Below are 16,874 nucleotides of genomic sequence, written 5' to 3'. Positions count from 1 at the left end.
GTTATCTATATTCAAATGGGTTTATTGAATTTGTGATTGTAGCAAAAACTTTAAACTTTTGCAAGTTTAGCGCCAAAGACTCCCCAAAATACCGCTCACTTTCAAAATGATTAATATCAATCAAACTAAGTGAATTTTCATAAGATTGAAGTGCTGTATGATATTTAAAATCTCCGCTTAAAAAACAATCGGCTTTAAAACTACCAATTAGCTCACTTCCACTTCCAGTACAAATGGCTGCTGTTTTGATAAAATCACATCCTTTAACTACTCTTATAGTAGTTAAATTTAATTTGGATTTTATATCAGTTACAAACTCTTCAAAGCTCTTATTTACCTCAAATTTAAACACAAATTCACTATCTTGTTCATAATTTTTATAGCCTAAAACCTCACTTAATACAAATTTATTCAAAACCACTTTATCATAATTAGTATGCATAGAGATTAAGCTAATATCCTTTTTAATCATATCTTTGATTAAATTTGCTGGATATTCACTGCTATTAATGCTTTTTAAACCTTTAAAAATTAACGGATGATGTGTTATAAAAAGTGTTCTAGGCTTAGCATGAGCTATAAGTGAACTATCTAAATCAAGACTTAAAGTAATACTATCAAACTCATCATTCATACTACCTATTATAAGTCCAGAATTATCCCAACTCTCTTGTAAATCAAATGGCGCTATGCTATCAAGCATAGCATAAATTTCAGATATTTTCACCTATTTTAAACTCTCTTTATAAGCTAATGCGCAGCCTTTAGCTAGTTCTCTAATTTTTAAAATATAGTCTTGCCTTTGTGTAACGCTAATTGCTCCACGTGCATCAAGTACATTAAATGTATGCGCTGCAAGCATACAATAATCATATGCTGGAAGTGCTAATCCATGCTCTAAAATCGCCTTACACTCATTAGAGTAAGATTCAAACCACTCAAATAATTTAGTAGTATCAGCTATTTCAAAATTATATTTGCTAAATTCAAATTCACCTTGCTTATGCACATCGCCATATGTTACTATATTGCCATCATGATCATCCCATATGATATCATATACGCTATCTTTATCTTGCAAATACATAGCTAAGCGTTCAATTCCATATGTTACTTCAGCGCTTATTAATTCGCACGGAATTCCGCCGACTTGTTGAAAATATGTAAATTGAGTTACTTCCATACCATCTAACCAAACTTCCCAACCTAAACCCCACGCACCAAGAGTTGGGCTCTCCCAGTTGTCTTCTACAAATCTTATATCATGCTTTTTAAGATCAAGGCCAAGTCTTTCAAGGCTTTTTAAATATAGCTCTTGAATATTTTTTGGACTTGGTTTCATTATTACTTGAAACTGATAGTAGCTTCCAAGTCTATTTGGATTTTCGCCATATCTACCATCTGTTGGACGGCGAGATGGAGCTACATAGGCTACATTCCATGGTTTATCACCTAATGAACGTAAAAATGTTGCTTGGTGATAGGTTCCAGCGCCAGCTGGCATATCGTATGGTTGAACGACAATACAGCCTTGCTCATTCCAGTATTGTTGCAAGGTTAAAATTATCTGACTAAATGTCATGAATTTCCTTTATTATTAAAATTCTCTATGGCCTTATTCCACATCAACTTATATTTACGCTTTAAAAATTCAACCTCTTCTTGAGCATTTTTAAGCTGAGTAGTAAGCGTCTCAACCGTCTTTCTATCCTCATCATATAACTCTTGCATAGAATAAAGCGCTTCTTTTAAAAATTGATTTTCATTTCTAAGCACATCTAATGTTTCATCTTTAGCATCTAGGACTTTTTCGTGTAAATTTAAAATCGTTCCAATTGTCTTTTCGACAAAGCTCTCACCTGGTAAAGTATGTTGCTCAGTACTAGCAACTATCTCACCATTGTGCGCTGGTACAACACTCATTGTGCCTTCATTAGCCTCTATATATATTATATCATTATCTATTTTTGTATTTAATGCACCACGCTCAATCATACCATCAACAACTTCACGCTTTAGATGTACTAGCTGACAAAACTCATCAATGGCTAGATATGTTTTCATTTAGCACCACCTAATAAAACTTCGATTTTTTTAGAATCCATTTCAAGTGATTTAGCCTGTTTTTCTCTATCTTCTTTTAGTTTTAAAGCCAAATTTTCATCACTTAGAGCTAAAATTTGCATTGCTAAATATGCTGCATTTTTAGCTCCAGCCTTGCCAATTGCTAGAGTTGCTACTGGCATACCAGCTGGCATTTGAACAGTTGAATATAGCGCATCTACGCCATTTACTGCTGAACCTCCCATTGGCACACCAATCACTGGCTTTAGACTATAAGCAGCAACTGCACCGGCTAAATGAGCTGCCATACCCGCTGCACAGATAAATACTGCTGCGCCTCTAGCATCGGCATCTTGGACATATTGATGAGTTCTAGTTGGGCTTCTGTGAGCTGAACTGATAATCATCTCATATTTTACATCAAATTCTTCTAAGATTTTAGCTGTTTCGCTTACAATCTCGTAGTCGCTTTTGCTACCCATTATAATGCTTACAAATTTCATCTACTCTCCTTCTATAATCTCTTTACGCAAAAAGCTAAATTCTGGCAAGTTTGCAGGGAGATTGATCTCGTTTTCATTTCCGCTATGAATTTCATCAAATTCCTTACCTTTAGTACTTACTAGCTTTTTAAATTTAACATAATACTTATTATCATCTTTTTTATAGATGGCACCAATCTCATTTTCTACACTATCTATCACTGCATTTACAGGAGCAAAAATCTCATACTCATACTTTGTATCAATTTTAAATTTAGTCTTAAAACTTTTACCATCTAGACTAATAGCATGAACTTGATGCGTACCCTCTTCTATACTAGTAGTATGGTTTTGCGTGTCATCTCTCTCATATGGTTTATGAATAAGATAACCATCGCTAAATCCACGATTTTTAAGTGTATTTAACTCTGCAGCATAAATTTCTGGATTAAATTTACCAGCAATTGCATCATCAATAGCCATTCTATAGGCTTTTGTAGCGCAAGCTGCGTAGTATTCGCTTTTTGTTCGACCTTCAATTTTTAGGCTATCTACAGCACCGGTTTGAAGAATTCGCTCTATATGCTTACTTAAATTTAGATCTTTGGAATTCATTATATGCGTGCCATACTCATCCTCTTCTAAACGAAATAAAGCTCCATTTTCAGGACTTTTAGCATATAATTCATAGTTAAATCTACAATCATTAGCACAACTTCCACGATTACTTAATCTACCGCTTTGGACAGCCGAAACCAAACACCTACCAGAGTATGCAAAACACATCGAGCCATGACAAAATATCTCTAATTCTAGGCTTGGAATCATCTCTTTAATTAATACAGCATCTTTTAAGCTCATCTCACGAGCTGCTACTATTCTACTAGCGCCCATTTCATGATAAATTTGAGCATCTAGATAATTCATTACATTTGCTTGAGTAGATAGATGTATCTCTATATTTGGAGCGATCTCTTTAGCAAGTTTCATAACCCCAGGCGTAGCGATTATAAAGGCATCAACGCCAAATTCGCTAATTGTTTTGATATGTTTTTTAAGGTTATCAAGCTGAGTATTATATGGAAAACCATTTATCGTGGCATAAAATTTGGCTCCACTTTTATGCGCTAGTCTAACACCCTCTTCAAAACTTTCAAGATCAAATTCCTTTGCACTTCTTTGACGCAAAGAGAAATTACCCACACTCGCATACACAGCATCTGCACCATAAGCTAGAGCAATTTGAAGTTTGGTTAAATTTCCAGCTGGGCTTAAAAGTTCTGGCTTTTTCACTTTTTACCCAATGAGTTGATTAAAGCTTCTATATCAGCATTACTTACAACATCTTCAGTTGTTGTATCGCCCTCAATATGCATAGCTGAACCAACACGTTTTTCATCATCAATTTTACCTTCAAATAGGCTATTCATATATTTACTTAGCGCACGCATTACATTGATAACTCTTTCTATTTTTTGACGATGAATATCTTGATATTGCATCATATCCATCGTCATCATAATTTCATCTTGTCCCATTTGAACATTGCTTATAATACTATCTATTTTATTGTCTAGATTTTTATTAAGCTCTAAAAGTTCGCTAAATGTTTGAACATTTGGAAATTTTTCATGCAAAATTTCAAAAACCTCTATATTTCTTGCAATGCAAGTTTTAGCATCATTTGATGTGTTTTCTGCATCTAGACAAAATCCACTAATAGTTTCAAGCTTATCAAACATCTCAGTGGCTTTTTTTTCAGAATCCTTTGTAACATCATCTAGTTGATTAACGACTTTATGATCATCTGTCGGTGGTGGTGGTGGCCACGCACTTATTGAACTTACTCTATAGTTATCGTGCGTAACGACATGGCCGCTATTTTGAACCACAGCATCAGCATCTTCGGTTAAATCTGGCTCATCAAGACTAGTATCGCTTACATTATCTGTATTTGTATTATCTACACTGCTAGTTAAATCGCTTAAATCTTCAGCCATTAAAGCATCTAATTCTTCTTGTGTCATAAGATCTCCTTAGGAACGTAATTGCGTGATTGTATCTAAATTTAGATAAATTTTGCTTTACATTACAAAAAATCATTTAATATTTCAAAAAATATTTTTAAATTTTGCTAACTTTAAGGAATCATTTTGTATAATTCCGATTCTTAACTTAATTTAGTGCGCTCTTAGCTCAGCTGGATAGAGCATTTGATTGCGGTTCAAAAGGTCAGAGATTCGAATTCTCTAGGGCGCACCACTATTTAATAATCATTGATTCAATTTAAATTTAATCTTTTATTTTATATAATTCTTCTATTAATTTTGTATTTTTTAAGGATTTTTTCATGATCGTAGATCTACACAATCATACTCCACTATGCAATCACGCAACAGGTACTCCAATAGATTATGCCAAAGCTGCTTTTAATCAAGGGTGTAAATTTTATGGATTTAGCGACCATGCACCAATGAATTTTGACCAAAAATATAGAATGAGCTTTAAGGATATGGATGACTATAAAGAGGCAATTGAGATGCTTAAGGCTGAATTCAAAGGCAAAATGGAGATATTATTTGGTTATGAGGTTGATTATTTACCTGGATTTATAGATGATAGAGTCTTAAATGCTAATGTAGATTATCTAATTGGTTCGGTACATTTTTTAAATGGTTGGGGATTTGATAATCCTGAGTTTATTGGAGAGTATAAAAATAGAGATATTGATCAAATTTATATTGATTATTTTGACGCTATTAAAATAATGGCAAAATTTGGCAAATTTGATATTGTTGGTCATATTGATCTTATCAAGGTATTTAACTATAAGCCAAAAACAGATATAAGAATTATCGCTAAAGATGCTTTAAATGAGATCAAAAAAAGCGGTATGACAGTAGAACTAAATAGTGCTGGTCTTCGCAAACCAGTAGGCGAAATTTACCCCGGAGATGAGATATTAGAGATGATAGCTCAAATGGGGATTGATATCACTCTTTCAAGCGATGCACACTCTGTAGAGCAAGTTGGTTTAAATATGGATAAAACTATACAAAAAGCTAAAAAATTTGGCTATAATGAGGTTGCGATATATCAAAATCGTGATAAAAAGATGATAAAAATTTAAAATAGTATGGATTTCAATATAAATTTAAAATTAAAATTGATATTTTATGCTATAATTTCAAAATTTTAATTTTTAAGGAGTTTGCCTATGGGTAGATTTGTTAATAGCGTTGATGAATTTTTTGAATATTGTGATGAAAATGAAGTTAAATTTGTAGATTTTCGCTTTACTGATCTTAAAGGAACATGGCACCATGTATCATATAATATAAAAGCAATTAATAAAGATTCTTTTAATGGAATTCCATTTGATGGTAGCTCGATTGATGCTTGGCAGCCTATACATAAATCAGATATGATGCTTATACCTGATGTTGAGACTGCGTTTTTAGATCCATTTACTGCTGATACAACTATCATTGTAATATGCGATGTTTATGATATTTATAAAAATGATCTATATGAGAAGTGCCCTCGCTCAATTGCTAAAAAGGCCATGCAACACTTAAAAGAGAGCGGAATTGGTGATGTAGCGTATTTCGGGCCTGAAAATGAGTTTTTTGTCTTTGATAATGTCAGAATTATAGACAAACAAAACTGCGCAATGTATGAAGTAGATACCGAAGAAGGCGAATGGAATGATGCTAAAGACTATAAAGATGGTTATAATAGCGGCCACCGCCCAAGAGCTCAAGGTGGATACTATCCAGTCCAGCCGATTGACTCAATGGTGGATTTAAGGGCTGAGATGGTAAATGTATTGGAGCAAGTTGGTCTTGAAACCTTTGTTGTTCATCATGAAGTCGCTCAAGGCCAAGGCGAAATCGGTGTGAAATTTGGAACATTAGTAGAAGCTGCTGATAATGTGCAAATTTATAAATATATAGTCAAAATGGTAGCTCATTTAAATGGCAAAACGGCTACATTTATGCCAAAACCTCTATATGGCGACAATGGTAGTGGTATGCATGTCCATCAAAGTATATGGAAAGATGGCAAAAATCTATTCTATAAAGCTGGAACATATGCTAATCTAAGCGATATGGCTAGATGGTATATCGGTGGCGTATTAAGACATGCTAGAAGTGTAGCTGCATTTACTAATCCAAGCACAAATAGCTACAAAAGATTAATTCCTGGCTTTGAAGCACCAAGCATTCTTACATACTCTTGCCAAAATAGAAGTGCTAGTTGTAGGATTCCTTACGGCTCTGGTGAAAAGAGTGTAAGAGCTGAGTTTAGATTTCCTGATAGCACCGCTTGTCCATATCTAGCATTTGCAGCTATGTTAATGGCAGGACTTGATGGTATCAAAAACAAAATTGAGCCAGTAGGGCCAATGGATGAGGATCTATTTGAGCTAACTCTTGATGAAATTAGAGAGCGTGGAATTGAGCAGCTACCTCATACACTAAGAGGAAGTCTAGAAGCTGTAATCCGTGATAATAAATACTTAAGCGCTATAATGACAGATCACTTTATAGAGACTTATCAACACTATAAATTTGAGACTCAAGTATGGCCATATGAGCAACGCCCTACTCCGTTTGAGTTTAAAACTGTATATTCTTGCTAACATACCACCCTTGGGAAAAGCTCAAGGGTGATTTTATACTATAACTTTAAAATCTGACTACTTTTAAGAAAATTAATTGGAATAGATAATAAATTTCTAAATTGTTTTTTAGTCAAGGTTAATTCTTTTTCACCTTTAAAATTTGATTTTACATTTTTAAACTGAATAAGTATTCTAAAAACAGATTTTGAATACTTGCTTTTAATACCACAAAATTCATGTAGATTAAAATATAAGTATCTACTAAAACTAAATAAAAATTCTTTAGCCATTTTATTTACTTCTAATGACAATATTTGCTTATTTCTATAAGCCTTTATCGAAGTAAAAAACATATTAAAGTCCGAAGCAGTAAAGCTCTCTGGAAATACTAAAGTCATATTCATTTCATTTGCATATGACAAATCACCTTTTTCAACTTCTATTTTCATTATAAATTCCTTAATAAATTTTTTTAATAATATATCTTATTATTAAGAGAATTAAAAAAATTAAAAGCCGTTTAATCAACATTTAAATATTTTTTTAAAGTTTGTAAAATTTATAAAAAAAAGAATGTAAAAAATGTAAAACAAAAGCTATTATTTTGATTTTGCTAAAAATACTCTCAAACATCGCTAAAATTAAAGTTTAAGCTATATTAGATTAAATACTTCTTTACATAATAGCTTATAATATGAGACAACATCAAAACTAAATATTAATATTAGATTATATAAAATCATCCAATAAATTTAAATGATTTTATATAATATCTATCTTAAAAAAATTATTTATTCATCAAATTTAGAAGCGCTTTGAATTTTACTCTTTGTATTTTCTAATGAATGGTTTTCTATAATTGCAATTATCCCTTTTAACAACCTAATCGAAGCATCGATCTCAACCTTTCTAGTAGAAATGCTCTCAATATTTGCCCCTACACTTACGCCCTTAGCTAAGCCATATTTATATAAAAACTCAAACATATCAAGGCTAAGCTTGACTGAGCTCTCTAGTGCATCATCACTATCAAAAATCCTATGTCGTGATAACTCGCTAACTGAAATACCAAGCCACTGCATAAATTCAAAAGTCTTTATATTACCACACGGTGTAAATGTGAATATAATTGGAGTATTTCTAATTCCTAAGGCGGCAAAATCATCTAAAAATCTCTTTGCAGTTTCAATATCATAAACAGCCTGTGTAATAAAAAACTCACAACCCTTAACACGCTTAGATGCCACACGCAAATCTTCATCGTGTTTTTTAGTGTGTCTCTCAGGAATGCATATACCACCAAGTGTTAGATCGTTGGCGATCTCTTTTTTCATCTTATATGCATCATTTAGACTAAGCTTTGGCGTATCAATAGCCGAACTAGCCCCCACAAATACACTAATTGCATCGCTATGAGTTTGTAAAAACTCTTTAAATTCGGCCTCATTATAGTTACCTATAGCCTTATAAATTACAGCTTCATATCGATTTTGCAAATAATCTTTAGCATAAATTTCAGGCTTTATTGTATGGACAAACTCAAATGTTCTATTGCTAGAGTTGCGATTACTCTCATCTTGAAGGTCGTATATTACAAGACCATCTATCTTTATACCATCAAGCCTACTAAGTTGTCTAAGTGCTATCTCTTTAGCCTCATCATGACTTAAGCTAATCTTAGGCGGTGTAAGACCATATAGAACAATTCCAGATTTACCTTGTTTTATCTTATTTTTTAGCATATGACTCCAAATTTACTTAAGAGAGCCAACCGAAGTTAGCTCTATAAATAAATTAACTCATACGAATGATTTTGACTGCTTTTACCATATTTTCTAGGCTTGGTTTTACCTCTGGCCATTTGCGAGTTTTTAGCCCACAATCTGGATTAATCCATAGTTGAGATTTAGGTAAAACTTCTAATAAAGCATTGATCTGTGCAGCAATCTCTTCAACTGTAGGAATTCTAGGACTATGGATGTCATAGACACCTGGGCCTACTTCTTGTTTATAGCCTACAGATTTAAAGATTTTTAGAAGTTCATTACCACTTCTTGCTGTTTCAATGCTAATTACATCGGCATCCATTGCTTCTATTGTTTTAATAATATCGTTAAATTCAGAATAGCACATATGTGTGTGAATTTGAGTAGAAGCATTAGCAGCGCAAACGCTTAGCTTAAAACAATCAACTGCGAATTTTTCATATGCTGGGATATTTTCTTTACGAAGTGGATATCCCTCTTTAAATGCTGCTTCATCAACTTGAATGATCTTAATACCAGCTTTTTGCAAGTCATCTATCTCATCATATATACAAAGTGCAAGCTCTTTAGCTATCTCACTTCTTGGCTTATCATCTCTTACAAAGCTCCAGTTAAGTATAGTTACAGGGCCTGTTAGCATACCTTTCATTATTTTTGATGTGCGACTTTGAGCATATGTAATCCAATCAACTGTCATAGGTGCTGGGCGGCTTACATCGCCAAATAGAAGTGGTGGCTTAACGCATCTACTACCATAGCTTTGAACCCAACCATTAGCACTGAATGCGTAGCCTTTTAGCTGTTCGCCAAAATACTCAACCATATCATTTCTCTCAGGCTCACCATGGACTAATACATCCAATCCGCACTCTTCTTGGAATTTGATACAATCATCAATATATTTTTTAATCTCACTCTCATATGACTCTTTTGTGATTAGAGATTTTTTATATGCGTTGCGAACTTGGCGAAGCTCTGGAGTTTGAGGGAAGCTACCAATTGTTGTAGTAGGAAGTTCAGGTAGATTAAAGGTGGCTTTTTGAATTTTAATACGCTCTTCATATGCTGTATCTCTATCAAATTTAGTTAGAGATTTTACTCTATTTTGAACATTTATATCATTGATTAACTCTGAAGTTTTTCTTGAAGCAATTGCTGAGCGATTAGCCTCAATCAATGAGCTACCAATCTCACAAAAATCACCACCATTTACCAATTTTTTAAGAAGTCTAAGCTCTGTAAGCTTTTCAACACCAAATGCTAACCACTCTTTTATACTTAAATTCTCTTCATATTTTAAAGTATATGGCACATGTAAAAGTGAGCATGAAGTACCGATATATAGGCGTTCATCTGGGATAAATGCTTTGATTTTATTTACAATTTCAGCTTTAGCATCTAGATTGCTTACCCATACATTTCTACCATCTATTAATCCAGCAAAAAGCACTTTATCGCTATTTGATAGTAGTTTTAGAGCCTCTTCTTGGCAAGCTGCATGGACAAAATCCAAGCCTATAGCCCAAATTTTACTCTTTACTACTTGAGCTACAGCTTCGTTTGCATGCTCAAAATATGTCATAAATATGATTTTAACATTATCTGCAACACTTGCAAGCGTGTCATAGATAGGTACAATTTTGCTAGCTAACTCAGCTGCTCTATCTGTTACAAATATTGGCTCATCTATTTGAATAATAATCTCATTATCAAGCTTTGAAAGTTCAGCAATTAGCTTTACATACTCACTACTTAAAGCATCTAAATGATCAAGTGCATTGCTACCATCTGTTGTTTTACTAAGGGCTAAGAATGTTATAGGGCCAATTAAATTTATTTTTGCATTTTTTACACCAGCTTCTTTTGCCTCTTTATATTCAGCAACAATCTTGCTGCTATCTAGATTAAATTTAACATCACGACTAAGTTCAGGAACTATATAATGATAGTTTGTGTTAAACCATTTTGTCATCTCCATAGCTACGCTATTTGCATTTCCTCTAGCCATTGAGAAATATAAATCATAGCCGCTAAGTCCAGCAAAGCGCGGAGGAATCGCACCAAAAGTTACAATATTATCAAGCATTAAATCATAATATGAAAAATCATTTACGCTAATCAAATCTACTTTTGCGTCTATTTGATAATTCCAATGGCGTTTTTTTAACTCAGTAGCTACTTTTTCTACTTCACCAAAGCTAGTTTTACCAGCCCAAAAACTCTCAAGAGCAAATTTAAGCTCTCTTTGCTCGCCAATTCTTGGAAATCCTGTTACGAAACTTTTTGACATTTTATTATCCTTTTATGTATTTTTAAATTTATTTGATCTGGCTGTATGAATGGCACATTTCAAACAAAACAAGTGGCGGTTGAAGTCCATGAAATCTATAAAATTGACTAAAATCACTACAATAGAAATTTTTTAGCTTTAATAGAGTTATACGTGTTTTTCGCTTAAATATACAATTGCAATGCACTGGAAAAGTGACCACAAAAGCCAAATAGGATATAGCATTAACAAATGAAAGCTGTAATCTAGCTAAAAATGTAAATTTATCACTATTTAAAGCTTTAGAAATAGCACGGTAAGCAAGTACGCATGGGACAGCTCATAGCCTTTATATCCTTAAAAAATTTAAAATTTGGCGGGAATTTTAGCAAAAATCTTATAAATACTAGCTGAAATAGCCCTGATAAAGCAAGGGCTATTAACTCTCTTTAAAGAGTTTTGAAGCTAAGATTTGAACCTTATCTTGGTCGCTAGATTTTTTCATTGTTTTGAAAATTTTATTTAGATAACCTTCAAAAAACTCTTGATTATTTACTACTTTTTCGCCTTCAGATTTTATTATGCTGTGATACTCCCCATCACTACCTAGCTCAAATGCCAACTCATTATCTTGAACTTGCAAGCGTAGTATTTCACCCAATTTACCTTGAGATACCGGATCAGTAATTGGAGTCATCAACTCTAATCTACGCTCAAGATTTCTTGGCATCCAATCAGCACTACTTATATAAAATTTAGGATTAGCGTGTTTAAAATAGAATATTCTAGCATGTTCAAGGTATTTACCGATTATCGATCTAACCTTGATATTTTCGCTCATTCCAGGCACACCAGGGCGCAAACAGCAGATACCACGTATTATTAAATTTATCTGTACACCAGCGTTACTAGCTTCATATAGTGCCTTGATAACATCGCTATCTACTAGCGCATTCATCTTAGCTATGATTCTGCCATCACTACCCATTTTGGCTTCGTTTTTAATCATTGCAATCACACGCTCTTTAATCTGCATTGGTGACATTGACAATCCATTTAAGCGGCGATTTTTACTAAAGCCTGATAAAATATGAAAAAATGTTGTGGTATCTTTTGCCACATCGGCTCTAGAGGTAAAGTAGCTTACATCGGTATAAATCTTAGCACTACTACCATTATAATTACCGGTACCTAAATGAATGTAGAAATTTAGCTTATCCCCTACTTGACGAATAACTTGACTAACCTTTGCATGCACCTTAAACCCTGTAATACCATATATTACATGTGCACCAGCATTTTCTAGTGCTTTTGCCCAATGAAGGTTATTTTCCTCATCAAATCTTGCTTTTAATTCAACCATTACAGTAACTTGCTTGCCTTCATTAGCAGCATCTATTAATGCTTGAATTATAGCTGAGTTTTTCTCCACTCTATATAAGGTCATTCTAATTGATATAACCTTTGGATCTTTAGCTGCCTCTCTAATAAACTGCGTAACAGGATCAAAGCTCTCATATGGATGAAATAATAACACATCTTCTTTATCGATAGCATCAAACATAGAAATATTTTGCCCAAATGGCGGTAAAGTCTTTGGTGTGTATGGCGGAAGTAGTAAATGAGAAAATTCCTTATCCCCAATAATTTGCCAAAGCGCTCCAAGTGTTAGTGGAATATTATATTCATAAATATCTTTATAAAAGATTTTCATATGTAAATTTAGAAAATCTAAAATCTCAGGATCGCATCCAGAATCTATTTGAAGTCTAACGAATGCCCCTTTTCTACGAAGCTTAAGCCCCTGCTCTAAAATCATCATAAAATCATCGGCTTCTTCTTCTTCAATTACCATATCAGCATTTCTAGTAACCCTAAACGCACAGCTACTAAGCAATCTATAACCCGGAAATATCTCTTCAGCGTGCCTATGAACTATACTCTCAATTGGCACATAAATTCCATCACCAGCATAATAAAATCTAGGTAAAACTCTACTAATTCTAATCATACCAAACTTAATAATCTCAGGGTGAGCATCATCACAAAGTTTAACTGCCAAAGCAAAGCTAAGGTTATTAAGATGCGGAAATGGATGTGTAGGATCAACAGCAATTGGCACAATAACAGGTAAAATATTGGAGAAAAAATATTCATCTGCTCTAGATTTTACCTCGTCACTTAACTCTTCATAATTTTGGATAAATAATCCATGTCCTGCAAGCTTGCTAACTGTATCTTTATAGTAATTTTCTAGTATCTCTTGTTCATCTTTTAGGTATTTTCTAATCTCTCTTAACTGATCTAGTGGAGTCATCTCATCACTACCACTCACTACTATACCAGCAGCAAATAACTGCTTAAGCCCAGCTATCCTAATCATATAAAATTCATCTAAATTTGTACAATATATCGCTATAAATTTCAGCTTTTCTAATAGCGGAAGATCTTTGTTACATTGTGCTAAAACTCTAGAATTAAATCTAAGCCAAGATAGCTCACGATTGATAAACATATCTTTATTTTCCATCTATTGATCCTTCTTACTATTTTTATTACCAAATTCACGCAAAAATCTAGCTTGAGTTTTAAACCACTCTTTAAGCTCCATAAGTGGATACCCGCCATACTCTTTAGAGCCTTCAATACTCTTTGATACAGCACCACGCCCAGCAATCTTAGCAAAATCACCTATGCTTAGATGCCCTGCGGTTCCACTTTGACCGCCCATTATTACATTGCGACCAAGCTTTGTGCTACCTGCTAAACCAACTTGAGAGACCAAGATACTGCCATAGCCGATTTCGCAGTTGTGGCCTATTTGAACTAGGTTATCAATTTTTGAGTATTTACGCACAATCGTCGGCTCAAAAACTCCCCTATCTATCGTGGTACAAGCGCCAATTTCTACGCAATCTTCTAAGATCACCCATCCATTGTGATATATCTTAATGTGTTCGCCAGTTTTGGTATGTGCGTAGCCAAAACCATCGCTACCGATGACTGAATTTGCGTTAATTATACACTCATTGCCTATTACGCTATCAGCATAGATTGTAACATTTGGGTGGATTATACAATCACTGCCGATTGTTACATTATCACCTATATATGCTCCGGGCATTATTAGGCTATTTTTGCCTATAGTTACGCCACTTCCTATATAGGCATTTGGCATTATAGTTACGCTCTCATCTATATTTGATGGTTTGAATTCTCTAATCAATGGCTTTGAGAAGTGCTTTGATAAGATGGCAAAGGCAAGATGTGGATTTTCTACCACAACCGCCCTACTCTTTACTATATCCACCATATCTTTACTCACTAACACGGCACCAGCCTTGCAATCAGCTAGATATTTTGTATTTTTAGGTGAATCGCAATAGCTCATTTGAGCCCTTTGAGCTAACGCCAAGGAGCTAAGAGAGACAATCTCGATATCATCACCGCTAAATTCTAATCCCAAAATAGAGTAAATTTGACTTAATTTCATTATACTTCCATCATTACTGAGCCGCTTCGGACTATTTGTATTGGGTTATATTTTTTCATAACTTTAATAAAACAATCAATTCTAGCAGAGTTATCACAGCCCATTACTATTATGTATTGTTCATTTGCGTTAGCTACTATAGCGTTATATGATTTGAGTATCGCATCAAGTCCGCTAAAATCCTCATTTAGCGAAATTTTGATAAGCGCCATCTCTTTTTCTACATATTCGCCACTATCATCTATAACTTTATAAGTTGGTATGAGTTTGTGAAGTTGCTTAACTATCTGCTCAAATACCCTAGCATCGCCACTTGTGGTGATCGTAACTCTAGAAAATTCACTCTCTGGCACAGGAGCTACAGTCAAAGAGTCTATATTGTACCCACGCCCTGAAAATAGCCCAACTATACGGCTTAAAACCCCGTGTTCATTTAATACAATTGCAGAAATAACCCTTCTCATTCTCACTCCAATATCATATTATAAATAGCCGCACCGGCTGGCACCATAGGCAATACATTTTCAAATCTATCTATCTTAACCTCAATCACACTCACGCACTCACACTCTAAAGCGGCATTTAAAGCAGATTCAAATTCGCTCTTTGTAGTAGCTACAAATCCCTTACCACCAAAGCCTTCGCAAATTTTGACAAAATCAGGCTGAATGCTAAGATCGGTATTAGAGTATCTCTCATCGTAAAAAAATGTTTGCCACTGACGCACCATACCTAAGAAATTATTATTTAAGATTATATTTATCACTCGTTTTTTGTTTGCTAATAAGGTCATTAGCTCTTGAATATTCATCAAAAATCCGCCATCACCACTAACAGCAATAACAGGCGCATCACTAGCCCAAGCAGCCCCCATCGCAGCTGGAAGTCCATATCCCATAGTACCTAAACCACCACTTGTAAGTAGCTGTCTAGGGCGATTAAATGGGAAAAATTGCGCAACCCACATTTGGTGTTGGCCGACATCTGTGGCGATTATGCTCTCTTTTGGCAAAATTTCCCCCATTTTTTCTATTACCCATTGAGGCTTTAAGACTTCATCGCTATCTTTATAATTAAGCGGGTGAAGCTTTTTGTAAATTTCGATCTGATCTCTCCAAGCGCTAAATTCATCGCCATTTAAATTTATCTTCTCATTTAATTCTATCATTACATTTTTCAAATCACCAACAATAGGATAATCTACTTTGACAATTTTACCAATGCTACTTGGGTCTATATCTATATGTATGATTTTGGCATTTTTGGCAAATTCGCTTAGTTTGCCTGTAACTCTATCATCAAATCTAGCCCCAAGACAGATGATCAGATCAGCCTCGCTTAATGCCATATTTGCAGCGTAGCTACCATGCATACCAACCATAGCTAAATTTAAAGGATTAACAGGGGTTAAAACTCCAAGTGCCATTAGTGTCTCTACTGCTGGAATTTGGGTCTTTTGGATAAATTTTCTAATCTCATCACTAGCTCCGCTACTTACAGCGCCACCGCCTATATAGGCTATTGGTTTTTTAGATGCCATAATGACTTCACAGGCCTTTTTAATCTGATTTGGATGGCCTTTTGTGGTTGGCTTATATGTTTTCATCTTTATCTCGCTAGGATACTCAAAATCGCCAATAGCAGCCGTTACATCCTTAGGTATATCTACATGGACTGGGCCTGGGCGGCCACTTCTTGCTATATAAAAAGCTTGCTTTAAGATAAGTGGCAACTCTTCAATACTTTTGACTAAAAAATTATGCTTCACACAAGGCCTTGATATGCCTACGGCGTCAATCTCTTGAAATGCGTCTGTGCCGATTAATGGTAGGCCAACTTGACCGCTAATTAAAACTAATGGGATTGAATCAGCATACGCCGTAGCTAGACCGGTTATAGCATTTGTAAATCCTGGACCGCTAGTTACAAATGCCACGCCGACTTCGCCACTAACTCTTGCGTAGCCATCGGCTGCATGTAGGGCTGCTTGTTCATGGCGAGTTAAAATATGGGTGAAATACTCTTGTTTATATGTCTCATCATAGATATTTAATGCTGCGCCACCAGGATAACCAAAAACAACACTAACACCTTCATGTTTTAGCGCTTCGCTTATCATTTGCGAGCCATTTAGCTTTTTCATATTTTTACCTTTAATTAAAATTCTTTGATT

At 34.5% G+C, this 16,874-nt stretch carries 15 protein-coding genes and 1 tRNA gene; 3 read left to right on the top strand and 13 right to left on the bottom strand.

What is annotated here, in order from left to right; translation table 11 throughout:
• Position 1: 1 nt before the first annotated feature.
• From CIGN_RS04085 to CIGN_RS04060, 6 genes are read right to left on the bottom strand one after another with little or no spacing between them, the layout of a single operon-like run.
• On the bottom strand, positions 2–727 hold the full coding sequence (locus tag CIGN_RS04085) for a Nif3-like dinuclear metal center hexameric protein (protein WP_086235339.1): 726 nt from the start codon (positions 725–727) through the stop codon (positions 2–4).
• Positions 728–1,582 carry a glycine--tRNA ligase subunit alpha gene (glyQ, locus tag CIGN_RS04080; RefSeq protein WP_086302321.1) on the bottom strand — a complete coding sequence of 285 codons (855 nt, stop codon included), beginning with the start codon at positions 1,580–1,582 and terminating at the stop codon, positions 728–730.
• Complete coding sequence (locus tag CIGN_RS04075) at positions 1,579–2,064, bottom strand: DUF3972 domain-containing protein (RefSeq protein ID WP_086227032.1); 486 nt, start codon at positions 2,062–2,064, stop codon at positions 1,579–1,581. Before CIGN_RS04075 ends, glyQ begins: the two co-directional genes overlap by 4 nt.
• Positions 2,061–2,567: a 5-(carboxyamino)imidazole ribonucleotide mutase gene (gene purE, locus CIGN_RS04070; protein ID WP_086224519.1), complete on the bottom strand. Its 507-nt coding sequence runs from the start codon at positions 2,565–2,567 to the stop codon at positions 2,061–2,063. Before purE ends, CIGN_RS04075 begins: the two co-directional genes overlap by 4 nt.
• Positions 2,568–3,839 (bottom strand): peptidase U32 family protein, encoded by a 1,272-nt coding sequence (locus CIGN_RS04065; protein ID WP_086302319.1) that lies wholly within the window; start codon positions 3,837–3,839, stop codon positions 2,568–2,570.
• Entirely contained in the window at positions 3,836–4,573 is a 738-nt protein-coding gene (locus CIGN_RS04060) for a chemotaxis protein (RefSeq protein ID WP_086302317.1), read from the bottom strand. Before CIGN_RS04060 ends, CIGN_RS04065 begins: the two co-directional genes overlap by 4 nt.
• A gap of 158 nt (positions 4,574–4,731) precedes the next feature.
• Here CIGN_RS04060 and CIGN_RS04055 point away from each other — a divergent pair.
• The 3 genes from CIGN_RS04055 (at position 4,732) to glnA (ending at position 7,191) form a co-directional block, all read left to right on the top strand.
• Positions 4,732–4,808: transfer RNA gene (locus CIGN_RS04055), tRNA-Arg, on the top strand.
• Positions 4,809–4,896: 88 nt separating this feature from the next.
• Positions 4,897–5,676 carry a histidinol-phosphatase gene (locus tag CIGN_RS04050; RefSeq protein ID WP_086302315.1) on the top strand — a complete coding sequence of 260 codons (780 nt, stop codon included), beginning with the start codon at positions 4,897–4,899 and terminating at the stop codon, positions 5,674–5,676.
• Positions 5,677–5,763: 87 nt separating this feature from the next.
• A complete protein-coding gene (gene glnA, locus CIGN_RS04045; protein WP_086227029.1) occupies positions 5,764–7,191 on the top strand; it encodes a type I glutamate--ammonia ligase in 1,428 nt (475 codons plus the stop codon).
• A gap of 38 nt (positions 7,192–7,229) precedes the next feature.
• On the opposite strand, the gene CIGN_RS04040 is transcribed toward glnA, so the two are convergent.
• From CIGN_RS04040 to CIGN_RS04010, 7 genes are all read right to left on the bottom strand, one after another.
• The gene (locus tag CIGN_RS04040) at positions 7,230–7,622 is read right to left on the bottom strand and encodes a RepB family plasmid replication initiator protein (RefSeq protein WP_086302313.1); all 393 of its coding nucleotides are present in this window, start codon (positions 7,620–7,622) and stop codon (positions 7,230–7,232) included.
• 342 nt (positions 7,623–7,964) lie between these two features.
• Positions 7,965–8,915 (bottom strand): methylenetetrahydrofolate reductase, encoded by a 951-nt coding sequence (locus CIGN_RS04035; protein WP_115633447.1) that lies wholly within the window; start codon positions 8,913–8,915, stop codon positions 7,965–7,967.
• 52 nt (positions 8,916–8,967) lie between these two features.
• Positions 8,968–11,229, bottom strand: a complete 2,262-nt coding sequence (gene metE, locus CIGN_RS04030) for a 5-methyltetrahydropteroyltriglutamate--homocysteine S-methyltransferase (protein ID WP_086302311.1) — start codon at positions 11,227–11,229, stop codon at positions 8,968–8,970.
• 418 nt (positions 11,230–11,647) lie between these two features.
• Complete coding sequence (locus CIGN_RS04025; RefSeq protein ID WP_086302309.1) at positions 11,648–13,738, bottom strand: RNA degradosome polyphosphate kinase; 2,091 nt, start codon at positions 13,736–13,738, stop codon at positions 11,648–11,650.
• On the bottom strand, positions 13,739–14,701 hold the full coding sequence (lpxD, locus tag CIGN_RS04020; RefSeq protein WP_086302307.1) for a UDP-3-O-(3-hydroxymyristoyl)glucosamine N-acyltransferase: 963 nt from the start codon (positions 14,699–14,701) through the stop codon (positions 13,739–13,741).
• Positions 14,701–15,165, bottom strand: a complete 465-nt coding sequence (ilvN, locus tag CIGN_RS04015; protein WP_086224528.1) for an acetolactate synthase small subunit — start codon at positions 15,163–15,165, stop codon at positions 14,701–14,703. Before ilvN ends, lpxD begins: the two co-directional genes overlap by 1 nt.
• Before the next feature lie 2 nt (positions 15,166–15,167).
• A complete protein-coding gene (locus CIGN_RS04010) occupies positions 15,168–16,844 on the bottom strand; it encodes an acetolactate synthase large subunit (RefSeq protein WP_086302305.1) in 1,677 nt (558 codons plus the stop codon).
• Positions 16,845–16,874: the final 30 nt, after the last annotated feature.

This window comes from Campylobacter devanensis (assembly GCF_002139915.1).
Taxonomy (GTDB): Bacteria; Campylobacterota; Campylobacteria; order Campylobacterales; family Campylobacteraceae; genus Campylobacter; species Campylobacter devanensis.
This window is presented reverse-complemented; position numbering and strand designations above follow the sequence as displayed.